We start from the raw sequence: 25,304 nt of genomic DNA on the forward strand, positions 1-25,304 counted from the left end.
GTGACAGGTATTTGACGGTTCCGTGACAGTGAACAGCCTGCCGACCACATCGCGCAGGCTCCCCTCCCCCTTGCGGGGAGGGGCGGGGGTGGGGGTCCCGCCGTGACCCACAAACCTTCCCCGCCCTCGATCCCTCCCCGCAAAGGGGAGAAAAGATCGACTGGTTCACCTACCCCGCCAAGTACCCGAACTGCGCCTTGTGCAGCACGGCATAGGCACCGTCGCGGGCGAGAAGTTCGGCATGCGCCCCCTCTTCCACGATCCCGGTTTCGTCGATCACCACGATCCGGTCGGCATGCTGGATCGTCGCCAGCCGATGCGCGATCACCAGCGTGGTGCGGCCCTGCGACAGTTCGGTCAGCGACCGCTGGATCGCCACTTCCGTCGCCGTATCGAGCGCCGAAGTCGCCTCGTCCAGGATCAGGATTGGCGGGTTCTTGAGGAAGATGCGGGCAATCGCCACGCGCTGCTTCTGCCCACCCGAGAGCTTGACGCCGCGCTCACCGACCACCGTGTCGAGGCCCTCGGGCATGCGCTTGATCACCGTGTCGAAGCGGGCGCGCCGCGCCGCCTCCCAAATGGCGTCGTCGCTGGCGCCCAGCTGCCCATAGGCGATGTTCTCGCGAATGGTGCCGCCGAACAGAAACACGTCCTGCTGCACGATGCCGATCTGGCTGCGCAGCGATGCTTGCGTCATGTCGCGGATGTCGATGCCATCAATGGTTATGGAGCCGCTGTCGAGTTCATAAAAACGCGGCAGCAGCGAGCACAGCGTGGTCTTGCCCGCGCCGGAGGGCCCGACGATGGCCAGCGTCTCGCCGGCATTGATCCGCAGGTTCAACCCGCCCAGCACCTGCCGTCCTTGCTCATAGGAAAAGCGCGCATCGGTGAAGACGATGTCGCCCTTGAGATGCTCCACGACGATCGCGCCTTTGCGATCGGCGATGTCGGGTTCGGTATCGATCAGGTTGGTGAAGCGGCGGAAGCCGGCAATGCCCTTGGGATAGCTCTCAAGCACGCTGGTGATCTTGTCGACCGGGCGCATGAAGACGTTGACCAGGAGCAGGAAACTGACGAAGCCACCATTGCTGAGTTCCCCTCGCACCACCAGCCAGGCGCCCACCAGCATAACGATCAGCTGCACTAGGCGGGTCGAAAGGTAGGTGATGGTGATCGAGGCGGTCATGAAGGCATAGGCCTGCAGCTTGGTTGAGCGATAGGCATTGTTGTTGCCGGCAAAAAGTTTTGCCTCGTGCGGCTCGTTGGCAAAGGCCTTGACCACGCGGATGCCACCGATCGCATCCTCGATGCGCGTGTTGAAGTCGCCCACCTGGCGGAAGAGCTTGCGCCAGTTCTCGGTCATCTTGGCGCCATAGCGGCTCACGAGCCAAGTCATCACCGGCACGATCAGCGTCGTCAGCAGCGCCAGCTTCCAGTTCACCGTGAACATGAGAATGAAGGCGCCCAGAAACGTCATCACCGCGATGAACACGTCCTCGGGACCATGGTGGGCGACCTCGCCCACATCCTCGAGGTCCTTGGTCACGTGGGTGATCAGGTGGCCCGTCTTGTGGTTGTCGAAGAAGCGGAAGCTCAGCTTCTGGAGGTGATCGAAGACCTGCCGCCGCATGTCGGTCTCGATACCGATGCCGAGCATGTGGCCGAAGTAATTGACCACGCCGAGCAGGAGCGCATTGAAGACATAGACCGCCAGCAGCGCCGCACCGGCCAGCAGAATAATGCTGAATTCCGAGCGCGGCAGCAGCTGGTCGATGAAGTAGGCCACGGCCATCGGAAAGGCGAGTTCCAGCAGCCCCGCAATCACCGCACAGCCGAAGTCGAGGACGAACAAACCTTTGTAGGGCGCATAGTAGGAGAAGAATCGCTTGAGCATCGGGGCCGGCTTCGGAGGAGTTGCGGCGCAGCTGTGCCGCAAAGGCACGCTCCTCCGCAAGGGTGGGCCCGAAGCAAATGCGCGGAACCGAGGTCCCGCGCATCCTTAGGTTTAGCTCTTTTACCTACTCCGCCGGCACATGATGCTCGTCGTCATGTGGCGCCTTCGGCATGAAGCGCCGGGTGAAGCGGCTGAAGCTGTCGATATAGGTGAGGAGCACCGGCACCACGAGCAGCGTCAGGATGGTCGAGCTGATCAGCCCGCCGATCACCGCATGGGCCATGGGCGCATTCTGCCCGCTGCCTTCATGCAGGCTCAGCGCCAGCGGCAGCATGCCAAAGATCATGGCCAGCGTGGTCATCACGATCGGCCGGAAGCGGGTCACCCCCGCCTCCACCAGCGCCTCATAGAGGTTCCAGCCTGCCTTGACGTGCTGGTTGGCATTGTCAACCAGCAGGATGGCGTTCTTGACCACCAAGCCCATCAGCATGATGAAGCCGATGGCCGAGAACATGTTGAGCGTCGATCCACCCACCAGCAGACCCACCATCACCCCGATCAGTGCCAGGGGCAGCGAGCCCATGATGGCGATCGGCTGAAGGAAGCTGCCGAACTGCGACGCCAGCACCAGGTAGATGAAGACCACGGCCAGAAGGAGGGCCGAGCCGACCGAGCCCATCGTGTCGGCGATCTGCTCCACGTCGCCGCCGAAGCTCGTGCGATAGCCCACCGGAAGGTCAATGTTGTCCACGATCTGCTGCAGCTGCGGCGTGATCGTGCCCAGTTCGACGCCCTCGATATTGGCCTCGATGGTGACGCCGCGCTGGAGGTCCTCGCGGTTGATCGTTGCTGGCCCGGTGCTTTGCACCACTTCGGCCACCTGCGACAGGGTGATCATGCCCGACGACCCGCTGGCGCCCGACTGGGCAATGGGGAGGTTGCCCACCGCATCGACATTGTCGCGCAGTTCTTCCGGCAGGCGGACGAACACCGAATAGACCTGCCCATTGGGCGCGGTCCAGTCGGCCACGTCGGTGCCGGTGATCAGCGGGTTGAGCGTTGCTGCCACCTGCGAGAGGGATACGCCCAGGTTGTCGGCCAGCTCGCGGTTGACATTGATGCCCAGCACCGGCTGCGCCTCGTCCAGACTCGAGCTGATGTCGATCAGCCCCTCGACCTGTTCGAGCTGGGCAACCATCTGGTCGGCCAGCCGCTCCAGCACGGCGAAGCTGTCGCCATAGATGGTGATCGAAACCGGCGCCGCCGAGCCGCCAAGGCCGGAGGCCGCCGCCACCTCGAATGTCGCGCCCGGCACAACTGTCAGCGCTTGGCGGATTTGCGGCATCAACTCGATCGGCGTGATCGCCCGTGCATCCTTGGGCACCAGCGTCACCGTCATGGTGCCGGTATTGGAGCCCGAAGCGGTCAGCCCGCCCGCCACGGTGGAATAGGTCGTCTCCACCACCGGGAACTGGCGGATCACCGCTTCGGCCTGCATGAGCTTGCTGGCAGTATATTCCTTGCTCGACCCCGCCGGCGTCTCCACCGTCACCGTGAAGTTGCCATTGTCAGTCGCGGGCAGGAACTCGACGCCCACCATAGGGAACAGCATGATGCTGCCCACGAAGGACAGGAGCGCGATCATCAGCACGCTCTTGCGCCACTTGAGGCCCCAGCGGATCAGGTGGCGATAGCCCTCGCTGACCCATTCGAAGAAGCGGTCGAACTGCCCGACCAGCTTGCCGATCGGTCCCCGCTTGGCGTTGGGGTTGGAGGCCGGATCGTACCACACGCTCGACATCATCGGATCGAGCGTGAAGGCGACGAAGAGCGAGATCAGCACGGCAACCGAGACCGTCACGCCGAACTGCAGGAAGAAGCGGCCCATAATGCCGTCCATGAAGGCCACGGGCAAAAACACCGCGACAATGGACAGCGTCGTCGCCATCACGGCGAGGCCGATCTCGTTGGTGCCATCGAACGCCGCCTGGCGGTGCGACTTGCCCATATGGAGGTGGCGCGTGATGTTCTCGCGCACCACGATCGCATCGTCGATCAGAATGCCGACGGCCAACGACAGCGCCAGCAGCGTCATCATGTTGAGCGTGAAGCCCAGCACGTTGAGCGCCACCATGGTGCCGATGATCGAGATGGGCAGGGTCATGCCCGTGATCACCGTCGAGCGCCACGAGTTGAGGAACAGGAAGACGATGACCACGGCAAGGATCGCGCCTTCGATCAGCATGTTCTGCACGGCGTGGAAGGAGTCCTCCACCGGCTCGGCATTGTCGACCACCACCTCGATATTGACCTGCCCCTCGGGCAGTTCATTCTCGAGCAGTTCGGCAATGGTCTCGCGGATGGCCTCTGCCACGCCGACGGTATTAGCGCCCTGCGTCTTGAGGATATCCACCGCCAGTGCACGCTGGCCGTTGAGAATGGCGAGGCTTCCTGCCTCCCCCGTCCCATCCACGATGGTTGCGACGTCGCGCACGGTGACCGGCTGTCCGCCCTGGTTACCGACGATCACGTCATAGAAATCCTGCTGGTCTTCCAGCCGCCCCAGCACCTGGATCGACTGGACGATGCTGTTCTGCGTGATGGAGCCGGCAGCCAGGTCCTTGTTGGCGGCCTGCAGCGCCGATACGACGGCATTGGGGCTTATGTTGAAGGCCGTGAGGCGATCGGGATCGATCTGGATGTTGAGCTGGCGCGGCACGCCGCCGACCACGCTGGCGCTACCGACGCCGGTGATGTTGGAGATGCGCTTGACGATGATGTCTTCGGTAAGCGCGGTCAGGTCGCGGTCCGACAGCGTATCGGAGCTGACGGCAAGCGACAGGATCGGCAAGGCGCTCGGGTCAAAGCGCAGCACGCGCGGATCGTCGGCACCATCAGGCAAGGTTGCTTTGATCGGGTCGATCTTGTCGCGGACGTCCTGCGCCTTTTCCTGCGAGTTCTGCTCGAGGTCGAAGATCATCAGGATCATCGCCTGGCCGGCCTGTGCGGTAGACTGCACGGTATCGAGCCCGGCAATGGTGTTGACCGCCTCTTCGATGGGCTGGACGACGTCAGCCTCCACAGCCTCGGGCGAGGCGCCGGGATAGCTCACGACCACCGCGACCACGGGGAAGTCGACATCGGGCATCTGCTCGACCGGCAGGCGCTGGTAGGAGTAGATGCCAAAGACCATGATGGCCACCATGATCATGGTGGCAAACACGGGATGGTTGACGCTGATGCGGGTCAAAAACATATTCTAGCCCTCCATGAGCTCGTAGGCCTGGCCATCGCTCAGGTCGGCGAGCGGCGCGGTGACCACCATGTCGCCTGCGGCAAGGCCGGTCACTTCGGCAATGCTGCCGCGCTGCCAGGTCTTGACGGTTTCGACGGCCTGGCGCGTCAGCGTACCGTCCACGAGCTTGAGGACAAACTGCCCTTCGGCGTCTTCGCGGATTGCGGCCACCGGCACGGCAATGGCATCGGCAACTTCTGCGACGGTGATTTCACCGGTGGCGAACATGCCGCCACGCAGGCGTCCGTCGGGGTTCTCAAGTTCGATATAGATCGGCACGGTGCGCGTGCCGGTCAGAGCGACCGGGTTCACGCGCGTCACCTTGCCCTCAAAGGTCTCGTTGCCCAAGCCGGTGACAGAAACGGTTACCGCCTGTTCCGGCCTTACAAGTGCACTGGAATTGACCGAGGCCGAGGCCTGGAATTCCATCTGCTCAAGGTTGACGATGGTAAAGAGCGGCGTGCCGGCCGTGATCGATTGACCCGGCTCGACCGACCGTTCCGAGACGACACCATCGAGCGGCGCATAGACCGTAGCATTGCTCAGGGCCAGCTCGGCAGTTTGGACCGCACTCTGCAGGGCCGCAAGATTGGCCTCGAGAGCCGAGGTCGCGGAGCGCGCCTGCTCCAGTGCGGAAGGCGTGGCAAGGCCCTGGCGCGCCAGTTCTTCGGTACGCTGCAGCTGCTGCTGCGACGATACGAGCTGCGCACGGGTCGCGTCAGCGGTTGCACGCTGCTGGGCCAGCTGCAGTTCGAGATTCTTGCGATCGATCTCGGCCAGGACGTCGCCCTCGGCCACGGCATCACCGGGACGCACGGGAACGCTCAGCACTTGACCCGAGGCCTGCGACGCCACGGCGGACTGACGCGCTGGCACCAGCGATCCGGTCACGCGCGCTGTTTCGCGCAGTGTTGCGGGGGCAATTTCGGTGACTTCGGACCGGAGCAGTTGCACGGCCTGCGGTTCGGCGGCAGCCGCTTCCTCCACAACCGGTGCGGGCGCCGGAGGCCGGGTCACGAAAAAGGCGACGACAGCCACGACGATGATGGCGAAGATAATCCACGGCATGATCCGGCGGCGCGGCTTCAATCCCTGGGCCACGCGTTCCGCATTCTTCTTTTCGCGCTTGCTTTGCGCCCATTCCGGCTTGTCGTGTGTATTGGTCATGCCCGTTCCTTTCCGGTGGTCTTTTCCTCCCGCAGGGCCCCCGCCCAGTCGTGAAGGATGCCGGCTGATTTTTCGAAGAAGTCTTTCAAGTCGTTGACGCGTTCCGCCGCCTGCGGGTCCTCCGCCTCCAGCTCAATGGAGCACGCTCCGATCGCTTTGGCGTGACGGTCGAACTGCTGGGCTAGGTCATGGAGCATCTCGAAGTGCGAGCCGCCGGACATTTCGTAATAGTCCTGGCGGTCGCCCGCGCGGGTCGTGAGCCGTAGCGTGCCCCGGCGCGCCAGCAGGCGCGCATTGGTGCTGACGCTGGCCCGGCTGACGCCAAGCCGCTCGCTGATCTGCTGCAGGCTGAGCTCTCGCCCCTCGATGGTGAGCAGGCCGATGATGCGGCCCGCGATACGCGATCCGTCATGCTGCTGGGAGATCAGCCCCATTTCCTCGATAAAGCGTTCCTGCGCCGACACCCAATTCTCCTGGGCCGCTGGACGACGGCCTGTCCCGTTTCACTACGCTCACCGGCAGGTCAAAGCCGGCGGCTCAATTTGACTTTGCCTCCTGAGGCCTCGCCAAGTCGCTAAACTTCCGCAGCGCCTGCTGCTCACGCCGGGACCGTGAACCGCTGACCTCGACGGGTGAGCACTGCTCAATCCTGACGAAGGCAAGCCGGTTCTCAATCCAGCGAACTCGACAGCCACCTCACCAGTGTGAAAAGCACCCGGGGCGATCGTTCAGTCCATACTGAACGATCCATACGATGTAAATGGATTTTACGCGCGGCAGCCATGCGACCTCTGCGAGGGGCATCATCATATGGTCAAACTCCGCACCGTAAGCTGCCGGTGCGTACACAGGAGCCGACATGACCCGATCCCGCATAGCCCGAGCCGCAGCCTTGGCAGCAGTCCTTGCAGCCGCTCCCCTGCCCGCCATGGCCGAATTCCTTTCGCCTGATTGGTCGAGCTTCTCCATTTCCGGCATCGAACAGCCCGATTGGGTCGCCGGCGAGCGCGAGGGCAACTATATCGGCATGTGCCTGACCTGCGGTGAGACGCTGATGTTTCAGGTGCAAACCCTCCCCGACGACGGCACAGGCGGGCGGGTGAAGTCTGGTGAGACTACCGCCGAGACCTACACCGGAATCGGCAAGGCCAATGCCGAACGCCTGGGCAGTGGCGCCGCCTATTATGGCACCGAAGACATATCCTTCGCCTCCGCCGTTGGCTTCAAGACCTCGGCCATGACGGCAACGGGCGACTACGCCTCCACCTACCAGCTATGGGACGACGGCCAGCAACTGATCGTCAAGGCCTATGGCAAGGATCAGAAACGTGTCGAGAAGCTGGCCAAGGACGCCTTCACCGCCGCCGCACCCATGACGTTCAAGTAGGCGGCAGCACTGGCCCTGGCGTGGGGGGGTCAGCGCACCACCCCCACGGCGTCCTCCTTCACCCACAGCGCCATCCCCGCGAACACCCACGGCGTCATCCCCGCGAAAGCGGGGATCCATTCTTGGCCGTTAAGACTGGATTCCCCCCCCCTCGCGGGAACGACGCCGTGTCGGTGGGAAACCGCCCCCTTACGCCGCTTCCGCCAACTGGCCGAGCTTGACCTGCACCAGCAGGCTGAGCTCGTCATAGACGTTCCACTCGTCGACGATCTTGCCGTCCTTCCAGTGATAGTGGCTCATGCCCATGACCTGGACGCGCTTGCCGGTCGGATCGCCCAGTTCACCCAGAATCCCATAGCCCAAGTGATGGCCCTCCATCAGCCAGCGCACCGCAACCTTGGTGCCACCTTCCTCGCATGGATTGGAGGCGACGTGCTGCACCTCGTAGCTCGCGTCCGGCAGCGAGCCGATCAGCCCCAGATGCTGGTGGATGATGGCGGCGACGCCATAGAGTTCCTTCATCAGCGGTCCATGATATTGCGCGTTAGGCGCGTAATCCTGCGCGATGCGGCCGAACATGCGCTTGGTGAACACCTCGTGCAGCATTTCGATGGTCTGGGCTTCTACGTCGTTGTGCGCCAGCGAGGTGTCGGCCTTGTCGGTCGGCGGGGTCTGGCCGAGGAAGCGGCGGTTTTCGCCGATATCGAGCGACAGCAGCCCGGCGTCGAACTTCTGCTTGGCCGTACGCATGGCGAAGTGGTGCGGGTCGAGGCCGAGTTGCTTGATGATGGCCATCTGATCGGCCACCACCCATTCGCGGTAGATCTTGTTGCGGTGCACCATGCAGTCGGCGATCGTGCGCGACACGAAGGGCTTGCCAGTCGGCTGGCCGAGATGGCCATACTGGGTGTGGCGGCCCGAGCCCGTCACGAGATGGCTGGTATAGAAGCCATCCTTGTCATTGCCGTTCCAGATAACCTGCGTGCCCATGCCACGGCGCTCGGGGAACGAGACCAGACGCTGGATGGTGTCGCGTACCACGTCTTCGCGATTATAGATCGTGCCGGTCGTGCCATAGAGCACGCAGTTGTGGGTGTAATGGGTGTAGATCAGCCCGATATCGCGCTCGTCCCAAATCTTGTGGGTGCAGCGGATGATGTAGTCGACGATGTCAGTATAGATGTCGTCGAATCCCTCGAGCGACTGCGAACGGGGGCGGTCCGTCGGCGCGAGATCGGGATAATCGCGGCGCTCAACCTGCAGCACGCTTTCCTCCAGCGCCACGGCCGATGAGCCTTTGGTCTTGGGGTTGCTGGTCACGTCGCTCATGGTCGCTCCTTGGTCGTCTGCCGGAATGGCGTGCTTGATGTCGGTCCAGTCCAGCCAGTGACGCACATGACGCGCCACTGCGGCGGGATTTTCAAGCGGGCTGAAGTGGCCCGCCCTGGGAATGGTAAAAAATGCCGCCCCGGGAATGGCATCGGCCATTTCCCGATGCGCCTCTAGCGAGCAGACCTGTTCGTCCTCGCCAGCCAGGATCAGCGTGGGCACAGCAATGGCCGACAGTCGCGGCCGGCTGTCGGCGCGATTGATGGCGATCTCGACCTGCCGGCTCAGCCGCTCGGCTCCGAGCTCCTCGGCCATGGCGACCAGGGTGTCACGCAACATCTCGTCGGCCGCATTTCCTTCGGCAACGGACCGGCTCCAGCCGTCCAGCACATAGTCCCGCATGCCGCCTGCCCGGGCACGCCTCACCTGCTCGCGGCGGCGCACCGCCTCGTCAGGCGGCAGCGGACGCGCCGTGGTATCCACCAGCGCCAGCCGCGCCACGCGTTCCGGCGCCTGTGCCATCATTTCCAGCGCCACGATCCCGCCGAGCGAGAAACCCAGCAGCGAAAATCGCTCTGGCGCTTCGGCAAGGATCAGCCTGGCTTGCTCCGCCGCGCTCCCTGCCCCGCTCATGTCCGCGACGATCGTCACTGGCAGGCCCAGCCGCGCCAGCATTGGCTCGAACAGGCGGCGGTCGCACGCCGTCCCGGGCAGCAGCAAAAGCGGCAGCGGCACCGTGACGGCACCCTCCATGTCTGATCTGGCCGGAGACAAACTGTTCATCGCTATCCGTATCGCCCGGGAGCACCTCCAGGGCCGATTTTGCCAAAAAACTCTGGCAAAAATTGAATACGTATGCAAGATCAAATTGCAGCCGGGGACGCCGCCTGCCGATGTTAGCACTTGGCTAACATATCGACCGCTTTTTGCTATCGTTTCGGAGTGTTTTCGATGACTCAACCCTTCCCCGGCGTCACCTATGTCAAGGCGCCGGAGCGCTCCTCCGTGAGCGACAACGCCCCGGTCGAAATCCTGGTCAGCGAGATCATCGCCAATGTCCGCAACAACGGCGATGCCGCCGTTCGCGAATACTCCGCCAGGTTCGACAAGGCCGAGCTCGAAGTCTTCGAAGTCACTGCTGCCGAACGAGAATCTGCCCTCGCCGAGCTCGACCCGCAGACCCGCATGGACACCGAATTCGCCATCAACAACGTCCGCAAGTTCGCCGAAGCGCAACTCGCCACCATCCTGCCGCTCGAGGTCGAAACCCTCCCCGGCGTCCATATGGGCCACCGCGTCATCCCCATCCAGCGCGTCGGCTGCTACGTCCCCGGTGGTCGCTATCCCCTTCTCAGCGCTCCAATCATGACCATCGTCCCGGCCAAGGTCGCTGGCGTCGACGAAGTCATCGCCTGCCTGCCGCCCAACGCCCACAAGGCCATGATCGCCGGCTGCCATCTCTCTGGTGCTGACCGAATTTTCCGCATCGGCGGCGCCCAGGCCATCGCCGCCATGGCCTATGGCACCGAGAGCGTCCCGGCCGTCAACAAGATCGTCGGCCCCGGCAATGCCTTCGTCAATGAAGCCAAAAGGCAGGTCTTCGGCCCGGTCGGCATCGACCAGCTCGCCGGCCCCTCCGAGATTTTCGTGGTCGCCGACTCCTCGGCCGACCCCGAGATGATCGCCACCGATCTCCTGGCCCAGGCCGAGCACGACATCCGAACCCGCGTGGGCCTCATCACCACCGATCGCGCGCTGGCGGAAGCAACCCTCAAGGAAGTCGAGAAGCAGCTTGAAACGCTCTCGACCGCCAACACCGCCCGCGAAGCCTGGATCAACTATGGCGAGATCACCGTCTGTGACACCGAAGAGGCCATGATTGGCTACTCCGACCTGATCGCCGCCGAGCACCTCCAGGTCCACACCACAGACGCCAAGGCCTTCGCCAAAAAGCTCAGGAATTACGGCAGCCTGTTCATCGGTGAGCTGGCCAGCGTCGTTTATTCCGACAAGTGCTCGGGCACCAACCATACCCTCCCCACCATGGGCGCCGGCGCCTATACCGGCGGCCTCTGGGTCGGCGCCTATGTCAAGATCGCGACGCACCAGTGGCTGGACGAAGAGGGCGTCAAGCAAGTCGCTTCGCCCGCCGCTCGCCAGTCGGCGTCGGAAGGCCTCGAAGGTCACCGCCGCGCCGCGCAGCTGCGGCTCGACCGCATGCAGTCAAAGGCGAACTAAAGGAAAGGCCCGCGGAAGCGGGCCTTTTACTTACTTGCTGCTGCGGTTGCCCTTGCCGAGGTCTTGCTCGGCCCGGACATCCTTGTCGAGCTTTTCGAAGCTTTCGATCAGACCATCGGTTTCGCCCTTGGCATCGGCCTGGGCCTGCCGCTGGTTGAAATGGTCGTTCTGGTTCTCGCCCTGCAGGCTGTTGTTGTTCTTGATGTCGGACGCCAGATCGTGCTCGTCGAGACGCTTGCCCGGCTCCTCAGTGCCTGCGCCCTTGGCGCCCTGCTGACCATTTCCCATGCTGTTTGAAGCGTTTGCCATGCTGGTTCTCCCTGGGTTGCAAAGGAATCCAACGTAGCGGGCAGACCAGGGTTCCGGGCCCTAACTGATCTTGTCCGCCTCGAGCCAGGCCGCCTTGAGCTTTTCCACCGTGAAGCCGGGCGCCCGCGCGGCCGAAAGGATCGGCACTTCCTTGCGCATCACCACGTCGATCGCCCAGGCCATGCGCTCGATGTGCTCGGCCGGGATCACCACCGCGCCATGCCGATCGGCATGGATCAGATCGTCCGGCCGCACCGCCATGCCGAACACCGTCACCGGCACATCAAGCTCGGTCACATGCACAAAGGCATGGCTTGGCCCCACCGATCCGGCGATCACCTGATAGCCCTCGTCGAGCATGCCGAGATCACGCAAGACGCCATTGGTCACCGTTCCGGCAATGCCCAGGCCCTTGTGCTGGGCCACCTGCATCTCGCCCCAGAACCCGCCAATGGCATGGGGCCAATCGGTGTCCTCGATCACCACCACATTGGGGCCCTCGCCCGCGGCGACATATTCGTAATACTTCATCCGCAGCGCCCGCACTTCGGCGGCCGGCTTCTGCGCCGGCGAGGACGCCCGGATCTTGGCCGTACGGGCAAAGCCCACCACCGGCGGTAGGCTCGGGTCAGCGCAGACCACCGGCGTCTTGGTGAAGCCCTCGGCAGTGCGGCCGCCCATCACGTGTTCGAGGGCGTTGCAGACGGTTGGTGTATCGGCCTTGCGCAGGGCCGCGAGTGTTTCGGGAGCGATAGTGGGCATGTGGGTTCCTCCTTCTTCACCTCTCCCTTGGGGGAGAGGTCGACCCGTCTTCGGGTCGGGTGAGGGGGCCTTCCCCTCGCATTGGGTCAAGAAAAGGCCCCCTCACCCGGCGCTCCGCGCCGACCTCTCCCCCGAAGGGAGAGGTGGTGTAAGAGCCGCTAGATCAGTGCCGACTGGCGATTTCGGCGCCTTCGCGCAGCGCGCGGAACTTGGCCCAGACAATGTCCGGATCCACCGCGCCAAAGCCGGCAAAGGTCGAAAAGCCGCAATCGGTGCCGGCGATCACCCGCTCCGCGCCAACGATGTCGACATAGTTCTTGAGCCGCTGCGCGATCAGTTCGGGGTGCTCGACAAAGTTGGAGGTCGAGTCGATGACTCCCGGGATCAGCACATAATCATCCGGCAGGCCGACCTCTCTCCAGTCCACCCATTCATGCGCATGGCGCGGATTGGCGCCTTCAAACAGCAGCGCCCGCGGCTTGGCTTTCAGCAGGCCCGGCAGGATCTTTTTCAGCGCAATATCGCAGACATGCGGGCCCTCGTAATTGCCCCAGCACACATGCATGCGCACCTTGGATCCGTCGACGTTGCGCAGCGCGTGGTTCATGACCTCGATGTGGCGCCCGGCCGCCCGGAGGAAGCCGTCGTCGTCGAGGTCCTTGTACATCATGTGCCGGCCAAGCCCGAGGTCCGGCGCGTCGAGCTGGAGGATGAACCCAGCCTCGACGATGCCCTCGTATTCGACGCGCATGCCCTCGGCCACGGCTTCGAGATACTCGTCCTGCGTCCGGTAGAAATCATTGGGCTGGAACAGGGCAATGACGCCCGGCGTCGCCGAATTCATGAAGCCCTTGCCGTAGCCGTTCTTGCGCAGCGCCGCCTGGAACGCCGCGACGTCCTCGCGCAGCGGCTCGAGGCTTTTGACCGTGATTTCGCCCACGCATTTGGGCCGCCGATAGGTCGGCGTGCCGCCAGTATTGGCCTGGCGCTTGAGGAAATTGGGAAACATTTCGAGGTCGGCGGGCGGCTGGCGCGACGAGTCCCCATCAAAGCCCGTCAGTCGGTCCTTGATATAGGTCGCGTAGCTTATCTTGCTCATCTCGCCATCGGACGGCAGGTCAATGCCCGCCGCCTTTTGCCGGGCGACGATGTCATCCACCGCCGCCGCAATGATGGTCGAGAAGCCGGCCTCGTCGATCGGGACGCCGGCTTCGCGCGCGAACACAAGGTCCGTCACCTGCTTGGAACGCGGCAGGGAGCCAACATGGGTGGTGAGGATCTTGTGTACCATGCGTTTACTCCGCGGCCTGGGCGGTTGCGAATTGCGGGGCGGCTGGTGAGGACGCGCCACGGACGACAAAGGCGATCGCATCGGCGGAGGCCGGGTTGCGGAAGCCATGCAGGAGGCCGACCGGTACGGTCAGCGTGTCGCCGGCGCCCATGATGATCGAACCGCCGTCCCAGGTCACTTCCAAAGTGCCGGACTGCACGAAGATCACTTCCTGCTCGCTGCGGCTATGCGCGGGAATAGTGGCGCCCGTTTCAAGCTTCAGGCGGCGCAGGGCAAAGCCATGGTCCCAATGCCCTTTGATCGGGCCGGCCTTGATGCCGTCCTGTCCATCGACATCGCCAATGACGCCGGCTTCTTCAACGCCCTCGCCCGCCAATGGCGAGTTGGGATCGCCTTTGATGTCGGCGGCTTTAATGGCGTACTTCTGCAGCTCTTCCATGGGCGGCGTGGCCAATTCGGCCATCTTTTCAGGCGTCGGCGGCTGTTCGAGTTCGGCGCCTTCCGGCACGGTTTCGCCCAGTGTCGTATCGATCAGCTTGCCGCCCTTGAGGAGTTTCAAGCCAAAATCCTCGGCCATCTTGAACACCGACGGCGCCCAGACCACCTTGCCCGGATCGTCGTGGCCGAGCACGACATAGAGGAAGCCTGTGCCCTCGTCGCGCTTCTCGAAGCCGCGGAACATGTGGGTGGGAACGGTCGCCACATCGCCCGGCTCGACGTCGAGATAGCCCTCGTCCTTGTTGGCGCCGAACACGAAGCGCCACTTGCCGGTATGAACCACGAAGGTCTCGGCGGTCAGGTGCGAATGCTGCGAATTGGTGCAGCCAAAGGGTTGGCGGGCCGCCCCGACATTGAAGCCGTGCGCCTCGGGAATATGCACCACCTGCGCCGGGTTTTCCGAAACGCCCGGCCCGATGATGGTGAAGTTTTCCTTGCGGTCCGAGCCGGGCGTGCGCGCGTCGATAAACGCGTTGCGCAGGCCCTTAAGGTCCGCATAGCGCACTAGGCGCTTTTCCATTTCAGCTTGGGTCCACTTGCTCATGGTTCAAATCCTTTCATGAGTCGCAGGAGCGGGGATAAGTATTCTTGCATTCGTATGCATGGACAGTCGCAGAGAGGACGGCAGCATGTCGCGTCATGGGTCAAACGTCCTTGGGTTTGAAGATCTTGCGGCCGTCGGCCTCGACAATGCCGGTCTTGGGCAATCGGGCCGAAGTGCGCACCACCAGTTCGCCGTTGTGGATCCGGTGCTCGGCTTCGATCTCGCCCGAGGCGATCTGATCCATCAGGATGTCGACGGTGGATTCCACCATGCGCTTGACCGGCTGGCTCATCGAGGTGATGCCATAGCTGGCCCAGGTTGCCGGGCCGACATCGTCATAGCCGACGATAGAGATATCCTCGGGGATGCGGAGGCCGAACTCGTAGCGCGCCACATCCATCACCGCGACGGCCATATGGTCATTGGCCACAAACAGCGCCTCGGGCCGATCGGGGCGCGAGAACATTTTCCGGGCCGCCTCCTGCGCTTCCGTGCGGGAATAGTTGCCGGTTTCGATCACCACATCGGTGAAGCCATAGCCGGCAAGCCCGTCCACGAAGCCCTGCTGGCGATCCCGGTTGGTTGAGGAATTTTCGAGGCCGGCAAGGTAGCCGAAGCTCTTGTGCCCACCGGCGACCAGGAAATCGGCAATACGCTTGCCCCCTTCCCTGTTGCGCGTGGTGACGCTCGACACGGCATCGCGCTCTGTGGTGCGGTTGAACAGCACGACCGGAATGCCGGCCGTGGCGCATTCTTCCGACAGTTCGGAGGAAAGCGACGTCGAAGCCAGGATGATGCCGTCGACGCGATACTGCATCAGCTGGTCGAAAACCGGGTCGCTGTCGCGATCCATGAAGCCGGTGAACAAGAGCAGATGGTAGTTCTCGGCGGCCAGCGCCCGGCCGAGTTCTTCAAGCACATCGGGGTAGAAGAGGTTTTCGAGATAAGCCATCACCACCGCGATGATGCGCGAGCGGTTGGTGATCAGCGAGCGCGCAATCGCATTTGGGCGGTAGCCCAGCACCTTGGCCGACGCCAGAACCTTGGCGCGCGTCTTGGGGGAAATGGAGGCGCCGGGCGTAAAGGTGCGCGAGACGGCCGACTGCGAGACGCCGGCATGTTCGGCGACTTGGCTAGACGTCACGCCCAGCTTTTTTACTCCGCTGTCCATCCGCCATCCACCAGAAGCGATGTGCCGGTGATCAGTGCCGCGGCATCGCTGGCCAGAAACACCATCGGACCCATCAGGTCTTCCACTCTCCCCAACCGGCCAAGCTTGATCTTCGATAGCACCCAGCTTCTAAAGTCCGGATCGCTCAGGTTCCTGGCCGTCAACTCGGTCTCGACAAAGGTCGGGCACACTGTGTTGACGCGGATATTGTACGGCCCGAGCTCGATTGCCATGGCCTTTGTCAGGCCCTCCACAGCATGTTTGCTGGCGGCATAGACCGCACGGTTCGGCCCACCGACATGGCCCATCTGCGAGGAGATGTGGATGATCGATCCCGGCTTGCCGGCGGCGAGCAGTTTGCCGACCACGGCCTGCGAAACGAAGATCGTCGCGGCAAGGTTGACGTCCATCACCGCGTGATAGTTTTCCGGCGTGATGTCGCCAAACGTGGAGTGGCGGGCCGTTCCGGCGGAGTTCACCAGAATGTCGAAGGGCTCAACGTCGCCGACGAAGGCTTTGACCGTCTCGCTGTCGGTGATGTCGAGCGCCACGCCCTCGGCGGTGAAGCCGGCCTCGGCCATTTCGTTGACCACCGCTTCGATATCCGACGCCGTGCGCGCGGCAATCGTCACCGCCGCGCCTGCCTCGGCCAAAGCCACCGCCGCACCCAGCCCGATACCGCGCGTGCCCCCGGTAACAAGGGCCCGCTTGCCGTCGAGGCGGAAGCTGGGGGTGCGCGGCAGGGCCATGATCTACTCGGCCGCTTGGGTGCGGGGCGCAGCGCCGGTGCCATAGGGCACGTTGCGGCCGCCATAGCGACGTACGCGGACATTGGCCTGCTCGGCATGGCCGACAAAGCCTTCCAGCATGGACAGGCGCGAGCCGTACTCGCCGATCATCGCCGAAGCCTCGTCACTGGTGACGGTCTGCCACGTGCAGGTCTTCATGAATTTCCCCACCCAGAGGCCACCGGTATAGCGCGCGGCCTTCATCGTGGGGAGGGTGTGATTGGTGCCGATCACCTTGTCGCCATAGGCGACGTTGGTGCGCGGCCCGAGGAACAGCGCACCATAATTGGTCATGTTATCCCGGAACCACATGTCGCGATCGGTCATCACCTGCACATGCTCGGACGCAATGCGGTCGGCTTCCGCCAGCATTTCCTCATAGCTCTCGCAGACGATGACCTCGCCGAAATCCGCCCAGCTCTTGCGGGCGATTTCGCCGGTCGGCAAGATGGCGAGAATGCGCTCGATCTCGGCCATAGTCTCGCGGGCGAGCTTTTCCGAATTGGTCAAGAGGATTGCCGGCGAGGTCGGGCCGTGCTCGGCCTGGCCGAGCAGGTCGGTGGCGCACATTTCGCCATCCACCGTCTCGTCCGCTATCACCAGGGTCTCGGTCGGTCCGGCAAAGAGGTCGATGCCGACGCGGCCGAAAAGCTGCCGCTTGGCTTCGGCGACAAAGGCATTGCCGGGGCCGACCAGCATGTTGACGGGCGCGATGCTCTCGGTCCCGATTGCCATGGCGCCGATTGCCTGGATGCCGCCAAGGACATAAATCTCGTCCGCTCCGGCCATGGCCTGTGCGGCGACGACAGCCGGCGCCGGCTTGGCGCCAAAGGGAGGTGCGCAGGTAATGACCCGCTCGCAACCGGCCACCTTGGCGGTGATCACCGACATATGGGCTGAGGCAAGCAGCGGGTACTTGCCGCCGGGAACGTAGCAACCCACGGCATTGATCGGCACGTGCTTGTGGCCCAGCGTCACGCCCGGCAACGTCTCGATCTCGAGATCCTGCATGGTATTGCGCTGCGCCTGGGCGAAGTTGCGCACCTGGGTCTGCGCGAACGCGATGTCGTGGAGGTCCTGATCGGTGAGCTGGCGCATGCAGTCGTCGATCTCGGCCTGCGACAGGCGGAAATCCTTGCGATCCCACTTGTCGAACTTCTGCGACAGCTCGCGCACCGCTTCGTCGCCGCGCTTTTCGATATCACCCAGAATGCCTTCAACGGTCGCGCGGACCTGACGGTCCGCCTCGGCCCGCTGTTCGACATCCACCCCGCGCTTGAGCCAGACTGGCATGCTCTGCCCTCCCGAAACACTGTTTCATCCACTTTGCATACGTATGCAAGAAAGTAAACGCCGACCTTTAGATGTCCGGGCGTTTTCTCAAGAGATCGCGGACGGGCGCTGCAAAGAATGATCGGTGGCGCGCTCGAACGCGTCCCCGATCTGCACGATCCTGGCTTCGTCATAGTGCTTGCCGATCACCTGCATGCCGATGGGCAAGCCACCGTCAAACCCAACTGGCAAAGCCAGCACCGGATGCCCGCTGACATTGAAGCCAATGGTGCGCATCGGCGTCCAGACCGCCTCTTTCTCGAATGGCGCCGCGAGCAGCGCGGTGGTCAGCGCTCCGACGGTGATCAAGGCATCGTGGCTGAGCAGCAGCTTGTCCACCTCTTGGCGGAACACAGAACCTGCCCCCCACGCCTTCGCCAGCTCCTCCTCCGTCACCGCCAGGCCAGCGGCCAGGCTCAGGAATGCCCGGCGCCCGAAGTCCTCCGGCCGCTGCCGCAGGTTCTCGGCATGGAAGTCAAAGCTCTCCTTGTGAAGGATCGCCGCCGCGGCAACTTCGATGGCGAAGTAATCGGGAAGCTCCACTTCTTGGACAACAGCGCCCAGCTGCGACAGCGTTGAAACCGCTGCATCCATCGCCGCCAGCACCGCCGGCGCGGTCTGCCCATTGCCGGCGAACCAGCTGCGCGCATAGCCGATCCGTAGACCGGTAATTTGCTGCCCCAGACGTTCGGCCGCCGAAACACCGGGCGGAAAATCGGCAACGACGTCCAGCGTCGCCGCGGCTTCAGCCACCGTCGCGCTCATCGGCCCGACATGATCCATGCTGTCGGACATGGGCAGCACCCCGCCGCGCGGCACCAGACCAAAGGTCGGCTTCAGCCCCACCACGCCGCAATAGAAGGCCGGTCCGCGCAGCGATCCGCCGGTATCGGTCCCCAGCGTCGTCCGCAGCAGCCCACCTGCCACCGCCACCGCGCTGCCCGAGGACGAGCCGCCGGTAATATGCTCCAGGCTCCACGGATTGCGCGCCGGCGGAAAGAGGCCGCGATTGTCCGGACCCACCGTGCCCCATTCATAGGTAGCGAGCTTGCCGATCACCACGGCCCCCGCCTTGCGCAGGCGTTCGATCACCACGGCATCGGCCGCGGCAACCGCATCCCGCCGCCCCGGCGCGTTGGCCGTGGTCGGCAGCCCCTGAACGTCGATCAAGTCCTTGATCCCTACCGGAATGCCCTGCAGGTGGCTGATATCCAGCCCTTGGGCAAAAGCCGCATCTGCCTCCCGCGCCGCCGCCACGGCACCATCCCGGTCCACAAGATAAAAGGCCCGGTAAGCCCCATCGCGCCCTTCGATGCGCCGAAGGTAGGCCTCCACCAGCGCCACCGACGTCAACCGCCCATCGCGCAGCATCGCACCCTGCTCGAACAGCGACAGGTCGAGCGCCCGGTCGGCAATCGCCTCCGTCACCGGGCCCGCATCGGTCTCCAGCCCCGCTAGCCCCTCGCGCATCCACGTGGCGAGCTTGCGCACGCTCTCACGCTCCTCGGCGGACAGGATCAAGCGATGCCGCTCCACTGCCGCGTCAAAACCGTCATCGTTGTCGTCAGCCAATCTGGCTTCTCCGGCAGCCATCACCCTGCCGCAGCCATACGCTGCCCCGTGGAGCGGTCAAAGAGGTGACAGGCGCCCGGCGCGATATTGACCCGCACCACGTCGCCGATCTCGGCGCGATACTCCTTGCCGACCTTGATCGAGACCAGCTCGCCCGCCACGCGCATCGAGATCATGGTCGCCTCGCCCAAGAGCTCCACCGTGTAGATCGGCGCCTCGATATGCCCCCCCTCGCCCATCACCACCGCATCCTCGGCGCGGAAGCCCAGCGTCACCGGCCCCTTTGCCCCGACAGGCAGGCCGTCGACGCGGATATTGGCACCGGTAAACACCCCACCCTCGATCTCGCCATGCACCAGGTTCATCGCCGGCGAGCCGATAAAGCTCGCCACAAAGGTATTGGCCGGTCGGTCATAAATCTCCATCGGCGTGCCGACCTGCTGGATCAGCCCCTTCTGCATCACCACCACGCGATCAGCCAGCGTCATGGCCTCGATCTGGTCATGTGTCACATAGATCGTGGTGCGTTTCAGCGTATGATGGAGGTTCTTGATTTGCGCACGTGTGGAGACACGCAGCTTGGCATCAAGGTTCGACAGCGGCTCGTCCATCAGGAAGGCATTGGGCTCGCGCACGATGGCCCGCGCCAGCGCCACGCGCTGCCGCTGCCCACCCGACAAAGCCGCCGGACGGCGCTGGAGAAAGTCGTCGAGCTCCACCATCTTCGAGGCTGCCATCACCCGCTCATGGTGCTGCTCGGCCGGCACCTTCCGGACCTTCAGCGGAAAACGGATGTTTTCGTAGACCGTCATGTTCGGGTAGAGCCCATAGCTCTGGAACACCATGGAGATGTCCCGGTCCTTCGGCTCGAGCTTGTTGACCAGCCGGTCGCCGATCCAGATCTCGCCCTCGGTAATGTCCTCCAATCCAGCAATCATGCGCATGGTCGTGGTCTTGCCGCAGCCGGACGGACCCAGCAGCACCAGGAATTCCTGGTCGGCGATATCGAGGTTGAAGTTGTCGACGCCGACAAAATTGTTCCAGCGCTTGGAGACGTTCTTGAGACGGATCTGGGCCATCTGATTACCCCTTTACGGCGCCGGCGGTGAGCCCGCTGACGATCTGGCGTTGGAAGAAGAGCACGAGAATAAAGAGCGGCACGGTGGCCGAAACCACGGCGGCAACGGCAAACATCACATTGCCCTGCTCCTGCACCGAGCCCAGGAAGCTCGAAATCTTGGGCACCATGGTCTGGTTGTCGGCGCTCAAGAGCATCGAGGTCACGGCGAAGTCGTTATAGGCCAGAAGGAAGCTGAACAGCCCCGTCGTCACCACGCCCGGCCACATCACCGGAATGATCACCCGGCGAAACGCCTCGAAGCGCGAGCAGCCGTCCACCATGGCCGATTCATCAAGATCCTTGGGAATGCTCAGGAAGAACGAATGGAGCATCCAAAGCGTGAAGGGCTGGTTGATCGCCACGAGCACGATAATGGAGGTCGGCAGCACGCCCCAAATGTTAAGCTGGAAGAAGGGCAGCAGATAGCCCGACACCAGCGTGATATGCGGCATGGCGCGGAACACCAGCGCGATGATCAGGATCCAGAAGGCATAGCGCTGGCCCGAGCGCGCCAGGGCATAGCCACCCAAAGTACCCAAGGTCAGCGAGATCACCGTCACCGAAACGGTCACGATCGCCGTATTGCCTACGGCGCGCCAGAATTCGCGCGTCACCCAGGCTCCGTAATAGCCGCTTCCGGTGAAGGGCGAGCCGTCATTTTGGGCCTTGGTATAGGTGCCGAAAATGGCGTTCCACCAGGACTCGCGGGAAAAGAAGTCCGGCTCCACCTTGAACGAGCCCCAGACCGTCCAGAAGAACGGAAAGGCTGCCAGCACGACCCAGACGGCGATGAACAGGTAGATCAGGATGTTGAGCGGCAGCGGACGCTTCTGCGAAACATTTGCTTCCGACATGCTAGACCACCTTGTGGTTGAATTCGCGCCAGGTGCGGATCAGCACCGGCATCAGGAGGATCACGACGCCGATAATGGTTAAAACGGAGGTCGCCCCGGCCGAGCCGAAGAGCTGCGCATCGCCCGACAGGTCGTTGAAGATCATCCACGACAGCGACGTGGCATTGGCTTCCGCCGAAAAGCCGACGATCGGCTCGAAGACGCGGAAATTGTCCATCAGCTGCACCAGCGCCACAAAGGTGGCGAGCGGCGCCAGATGCGGGATGATCACGTAGCGAATGCGCTCCCAGCGCGAGGCACCGTCGATCATGGCCGACTCCAGCGTATCGCCCGGCACGGTCTGGAGCCCGGCATAGAACACCACGAAGCTGAAGGGGGCATTGGTCCAGACGCCGTAGAACAGGAGCGAAATCCAGGTCAGCTGCGGCGACTGGCGCAGCGAGAGGGTTGGATCGTTGACGATGTTCTGCAGCGTCGCGCCGATGATGCCATTGGGCTGCACCATCCAGTAGAGGATCAGCGAGCCGATCAGGGGCGTGATGATCATGGGCAGGAGCGAAAAGAAGATCACCGGCCCCTTGGTCGGCTTGGGCAGGGCATTGACGGCAAGGGCAATGGCAAAGCCCAGCGCCATGGCCAGCGGCGTCACCACGAAGCAAAAGACCAGGGTAAAGCTCAGCGCCTTGTAGAAGGGCAGGTTGTAGATGCGGGCGATGATGTCGCCCACGCCATTGTTGTTGGCGAGAATGGCGCCGATTTCGTTCACCGCCAGGTGGCCGCGGTTGAGATAGGTCCCGAGCCCGTTGAACTGACCCATCGGCTGCTCGGCCCGCAGCTCGGCCATGGCTGCCGTATCGACCCGCGTCTCGGTGGTGCAGCCGCCAAAGGGCTGGCAGCTTTCGACCTCGACCAGCACGCGGCCATGCTCGACATGAAAGCTCTGCACCACGACCGACACGATCGGCAGCGCGATAAACAGCACCATCGCAACAAGCGAGGGGAGGATGAAGGCAAAGAATGTCTTGTGTGGCATCGAGGCCTCCTCGGAAGCAGAGCTGGCGAGTGATCCGGCAGGGCACAGTCGTGCCTCACCCACCGGACGGCACCTCCCCCTCTGAGGGGGAGGTTGGGAGGGGGTGGGGCAGCCACGAGATCGGGGCTAAAACTCCCCCACACTTGATCCCTCCCCACAATGGGGAGGGTGTCGACTGCGGCCTCAGCCCCTTGAGTCGCTCAAGAACGCTTACAGATACCCGCCTTCGCGCGCGGCAGTGTCATAGGCTGCCTTCACATCCGCCAGCGCCTGTTCGGCACTTTCCGAGCCGGCCATGAACTCGGCCAGTTCAGCCGACAGCGCGGTATGGAGCAGGCCCATATAGGGCTGCATCGGATAGGCACGGGCACCGGCATTGGCCGTGGCGATCACGCCGACAGCGTTCGGGCCGGGCTCGTAGCCGGCAACCAGCCAGGTGGCGACCGTGGGGTTCTGGGCGACCATTTCCGGGTTGATGCCGTGCACCATGGCCTGGAACGAGGCGGCAGCGTCTTCGTCCGAGATGTTCTTCGCAATGGTGAAGCCGTCCCACCACAGCGCCACGGCGGGCGTCGTGCCGCCAGCAATGGTCGGCGCGGCAGCCAGAACGGTGTTCTCCACCACGCCTTCGGCAGCGCCTTCGCCGTCCAGCATGTCACCGGCCAGCGAACCCCACTGCACCATCATGGCAACATTGCCGGCCTTGTATTCGGCCTGGATGCCATTGGCGTCAAACGTCAGGTAGTCGGGGTCCATATAGGCGGTCAGCGCCTTCATGGTTTCGAGGGTCTTGAGACCATTCTCGTTGTCGATGGCGAGCTCGGCCGAACCGGGCGCAAAGAACTCGGCGCCGGTGCCCAGATAGGTGTTGACGAATTCTGCGGCGAGATCCCAGCCCGGCTTGTCCGAGGCGGCCAGCGGATAGTCCATCAGGCCGTCGGCCTTGATCTTTTCGGCAGCAGCCAGGATGTCCTCGTAGGATTTCGGCTCTTCGATGCCGGCCTGGTCGAGAATGTCCTTGCGATAGAACAGGTGCTGGGCATTGCCCATGAAAGCGATGGCCATGGTCTTGCCGTCGATCTTGATCAGCTGGTTCGGCTGCAGGCTCTGCCCATACTCAGCCACCAGATCGTCCAGCGGACGGATCAGGTCATCGTTCATCAACGGAACGATGGAATTGTTGGCAACCACAGCGACCGTATATTCAGCCGGATTGATCGACAGCGCCGGAACCTGGAGGTTCTTGTGCTCGGCTGTCGCATTGGATGTCACCGTCACCGCGTCGTTGGCGCATTCGGCGGCAGTGGTGTTGACCAGGCGCAGCGCCTCGAAGTCGTTGGACAGAATACGAACTGAACCGGCGCCCTCGATGCCGCAATCGGCAAAGGCCGCCCCGGCGGTCAGCACCAGAGCGCCAAGCGATACGGTAGTCTTCAACATAAACTTCATCTCGTTCTCCTGACGGTGAACGCACACGCCCCAGCGCCTGCGCCAACCATCCCCTGTTGTTACGCTCCGCAGCCGGATCAGCCCCTCGCTCTAAGCGCTCTGGTCCAGCCGTGTCTTATGCACGTCACAATTGGTAAGCGGCCTTGCATACGAATGCAACAGCATTTGCATTCGTATGCAAAGTTGAACGAATTCGATGTGCGGCGGCTGTTTGCTAGCGCACACGGTGCCCAACCCAGCTGACTAGAGCGAGCAATACCCATGAGGATCATTGTCTTTGCGTTTGCCCGTATTGATGTTGTTGGTCCGAGGATGGCGGTTGGGGCACTAAGGTCCGATGAATGGCCGGACCATTGTGTTCGCTTTTGCTACGCCTTGGTCTCAACGATCTTGGGACCATGGTAAATGGCCGATCTCGCAGAATTTTTCTCTATTACTCCATAGGCATAGGGCCGCTGGAGCGTCTGCCATGTACGACAGCTTACCTACAGAGAACCATGTTCGACCGACGAGGGCGAACGGCGCAAACCAACTCCCTCACCATTCGCCAAAGACAAAGACCTTTTCGCGAGGGCAGACGATCTGGGCACCCGGGGCTCCCGAAATCGTGGGATATGTCATCAGCGGTGCTGTAAAGCTGGTGACTTACCTGCCCGACGGCAGGAACAACATCGTCGGCGTGATCGAAGCGCCCGGATTTTTCGGCCGCCTGTTCGAGACGGGTGGGGAGTTCACCATCGAAGCCGCCACTGATGTCGTGGTCGCCTGTTTCGAGCGCGCCGCCTTCCAGCAGCAGTTGTCCCAGAGCCGAGAGCTGGAGCACCGCATCCACCTGGAGAACCTCTACCAGCTTGACGAAGCCTATGACCGCATCACTGTTCTTGCCTGCCAAAGCACGATGGAGCGCCTGACGACCTATCTTGCCCTGCGCCTCATTGCAGACGAGATGCGTCACCACGGCCACGTTGCGGGGCCGTCGCTGATCCACATACCGATCAACCGGCGGGACTTTGCCGCATATCTCGGCACCACGGTAGAGACCGTCAGCCGCAATATCCAGGCCCTGGTGCGCCGCGGCACGATCGCTGCCATCGACAGTGCCAATGTCCGGCTTCTGCGCCGGGCAGATCTATTCAACCTTGCTGGGCAGGACGAGGCAGATCTGGTGGAAATGGCGCGCAGCCGTGCCCCAGCCCTCAGACAGAAAGCCATGCTTCTGGACGGGTCCGCGTTTGATGATGCGGTCCATTTCCGTGTTGCGGCCGAATAGA

20 protein-coding genes are annotated in these 25,304 nt (G+C 63.1%); 3 read left to right on the plus strand and 17 right to left on the minus strand.

Annotated features, from left to right (window positions below):
- Positions 1-169 precede the first annotated feature (169 nt).
- The 4 genes from VIL88_RS15440 to VIL88_RS15455 all read right to left on the minus strand — a co-directional run bounded on the left by VIL88_RS15440 (position 170) and on the right by VIL88_RS15455 (position 6,820).
- The gene (locus VIL88_RS15440) at positions 170-1,894 is read right to left on the minus strand and encodes an ABC transporter ATP-binding protein (RefSeq protein WP_331990406.1); all 1,725 of its coding nucleotides are present in this window, start codon (positions 1,892-1,894) and stop codon (positions 170-172) included.
- A gap of 124 nt (positions 1,895-2,018) precedes the next feature.
- A complete protein-coding gene (locus tag VIL88_RS15445; RefSeq protein ID WP_331990408.1) occupies positions 2,019-5,150 on the minus strand; it encodes an efflux RND transporter permease subunit in 3,132 nt (1,043 codons plus the stop codon).
- A gap of 3 nt (positions 5,151-5,153) precedes the next feature.
- Entirely contained in the window at positions 5,154-6,356 is a 1,203-nt protein-coding gene (locus VIL88_RS15450) for an efflux RND transporter periplasmic adaptor subunit (RefSeq protein ID WP_331990410.1), read from the minus strand.
- The gene (locus VIL88_RS15455; protein ID WP_331990412.1) at positions 6,353-6,820 is read right to left on the minus strand and encodes a GbsR/MarR family transcriptional regulator; all 468 of its coding nucleotides are present in this window, start codon (positions 6,818-6,820) and stop codon (positions 6,353-6,355) included. Before VIL88_RS15455 ends, VIL88_RS15450 begins: the two co-directional genes overlap by 4 nt.
- Positions 6,821-7,215: 395 nt before the next feature.
- Between VIL88_RS15455 and VIL88_RS15460 the strand changes: the two genes are divergently transcribed.
- Positions 7,216-7,743, plus strand: coding sequence for a hypothetical protein (locus tag VIL88_RS15460; protein WP_331990414.1), 528 nt, complete (start codon positions 7,216-7,218; stop codon positions 7,741-7,743).
- A 189-nt stretch (positions 7,744-7,932) separates the two neighbouring features.
- Here VIL88_RS15460 and VIL88_RS15465 read toward each other — a convergent pair whose 3' ends face one another.
- A complete protein-coding gene (locus VIL88_RS15465; protein WP_331990416.1) occupies positions 7,933-9,855 on the minus strand; it encodes an alpha/beta fold hydrolase in 1,923 nt (640 codons plus the stop codon).
- A 168-nt stretch (positions 9,856-10,023) separates the two neighbouring features.
- Between VIL88_RS15465 and hisD (VIL88_RS15470) the strand changes: the two genes are divergently transcribed.
- Entirely contained in the window at positions 10,024-11,310 is a 1,287-nt protein-coding gene (gene hisD / locus VIL88_RS15470; protein ID WP_331990418.1) for a histidinol dehydrogenase, read from the plus strand.
- 30 nt (positions 11,311-11,340) lie between these two features.
- Here the strand turns inward: hisD (VIL88_RS15470) and VIL88_RS15475 are convergent, their stop codons facing one another.
- From VIL88_RS15475 to VIL88_RS15530, 12 genes are all read right to left on the minus strand, one after another.
- Positions 11,341-11,619, minus strand: coding sequence for a hypothetical protein (locus VIL88_RS15475; protein WP_331990420.1), 279 nt, complete (start codon positions 11,617-11,619; stop codon positions 11,341-11,343).
- A 60-nt stretch (positions 11,620-11,679) separates the two neighbouring features.
- The gene (locus VIL88_RS15480; protein WP_331990422.1) at positions 11,680-12,381 is read right to left on the minus strand and encodes an RraA family protein; all 702 of its coding nucleotides are present in this window, start codon (positions 12,379-12,381) and stop codon (positions 11,680-11,682) included.
- 163 nt (positions 12,382-12,544) lie between these two features.
- Positions 12,545-13,672 carry a cobalamin-independent methionine synthase II family protein gene (locus VIL88_RS15485; RefSeq protein ID WP_331990424.1) on the minus strand — a complete coding sequence of 376 codons (1,128 nt, stop codon included), beginning with the start codon at positions 13,670-13,672 and terminating at the stop codon, positions 12,545-12,547.
- Between the two features lie 4 nt (positions 13,673-13,676).
- Complete coding sequence (locus VIL88_RS15490) at positions 13,677-14,714, minus strand: cupin domain-containing protein (protein WP_331990426.1); 1,038 nt, start codon at positions 14,712-14,714, stop codon at positions 13,677-13,679.
- A 100-nt stretch (positions 14,715-14,814) separates the two neighbouring features.
- Entirely contained in the window at positions 14,815-15,858 is a 1,044-nt protein-coding gene (locus VIL88_RS15495) for a LacI family DNA-binding transcriptional regulator (protein ID WP_331990428.1), read from the minus strand.
- Between the two features lie 11 nt (positions 15,859-15,869).
- Complete coding sequence (locus VIL88_RS15500) at positions 15,870-16,634, minus strand: SDR family NAD(P)-dependent oxidoreductase (protein WP_331990430.1); 765 nt, start codon at positions 16,632-16,634, stop codon at positions 15,870-15,872.
- A gap of 3 nt (positions 16,635-16,637) precedes the next feature.
- A complete protein-coding gene (gene hisD, locus VIL88_RS15505) occupies positions 16,638-17,966 on the minus strand; it encodes a histidinol dehydrogenase (RefSeq protein ID WP_331990432.1) in 1,329 nt (442 codons plus the stop codon).
- 87 nt (positions 17,967-18,053) lie between these two features.
- The gene (locus tag VIL88_RS15510) at positions 18,054-19,577 is read right to left on the minus strand and encodes an amidase (protein WP_331990434.1); all 1,524 of its coding nucleotides are present in this window, start codon (positions 19,575-19,577) and stop codon (positions 18,054-18,056) included.
- 20 nt (positions 19,578-19,597) lie between these two features.
- Complete coding sequence (locus VIL88_RS15515) at positions 19,598-20,656, minus strand: sn-glycerol-3-phosphate ABC transporter ATP-binding protein UgpC (RefSeq protein WP_331990436.1); 1,059 nt, start codon at positions 20,654-20,656, stop codon at positions 19,598-19,600.
- 4 nt (positions 20,657-20,660) lie between these two features.
- Entirely contained in the window at positions 20,661-21,551 is an 891-nt protein-coding gene (locus VIL88_RS15520) for a carbohydrate ABC transporter permease (protein WP_331990438.1), read from the minus strand.
- Between the two features lies 1 nt (position 21,552).
- Complete coding sequence (locus VIL88_RS15525; RefSeq protein WP_331990440.1) at positions 21,553-22,584, minus strand: sugar ABC transporter permease; 1,032 nt, start codon at positions 22,582-22,584, stop codon at positions 21,553-21,555.
- Between the two features lie 210 nt (positions 22,585-22,794).
- The gene (locus VIL88_RS15530) at positions 22,795-24,033 is read right to left on the minus strand and encodes an ABC transporter substrate-binding protein (protein ID WP_331990442.1); all 1,239 of its coding nucleotides are present in this window, start codon (positions 24,031-24,033) and stop codon (positions 22,795-22,797) included.
- Between the two features lie 469 nt (positions 24,034-24,502).
- On the opposite strand from VIL88_RS15530, the gene VIL88_RS15535 reads away from it, so the two are divergent.
- Positions 24,503-25,303 carry a Crp/Fnr family transcriptional regulator gene (locus tag VIL88_RS15535; RefSeq protein ID WP_331990444.1) on the plus strand — a complete coding sequence of 267 codons (801 nt, stop codon included), beginning with the start codon at positions 24,503-24,505 and terminating at the stop codon, positions 25,301-25,303.
- Position 25,304 lies beyond the last annotated feature (1 nt).

Origin of the sequence: Devosia sp. (assembly GCF_036563435.1) — a bacterium.
Taxonomy (GTDB): Bacteria; Pseudomonadota; Alphaproteobacteria; order Rhizobiales; family Devosiaceae; genus Devosia.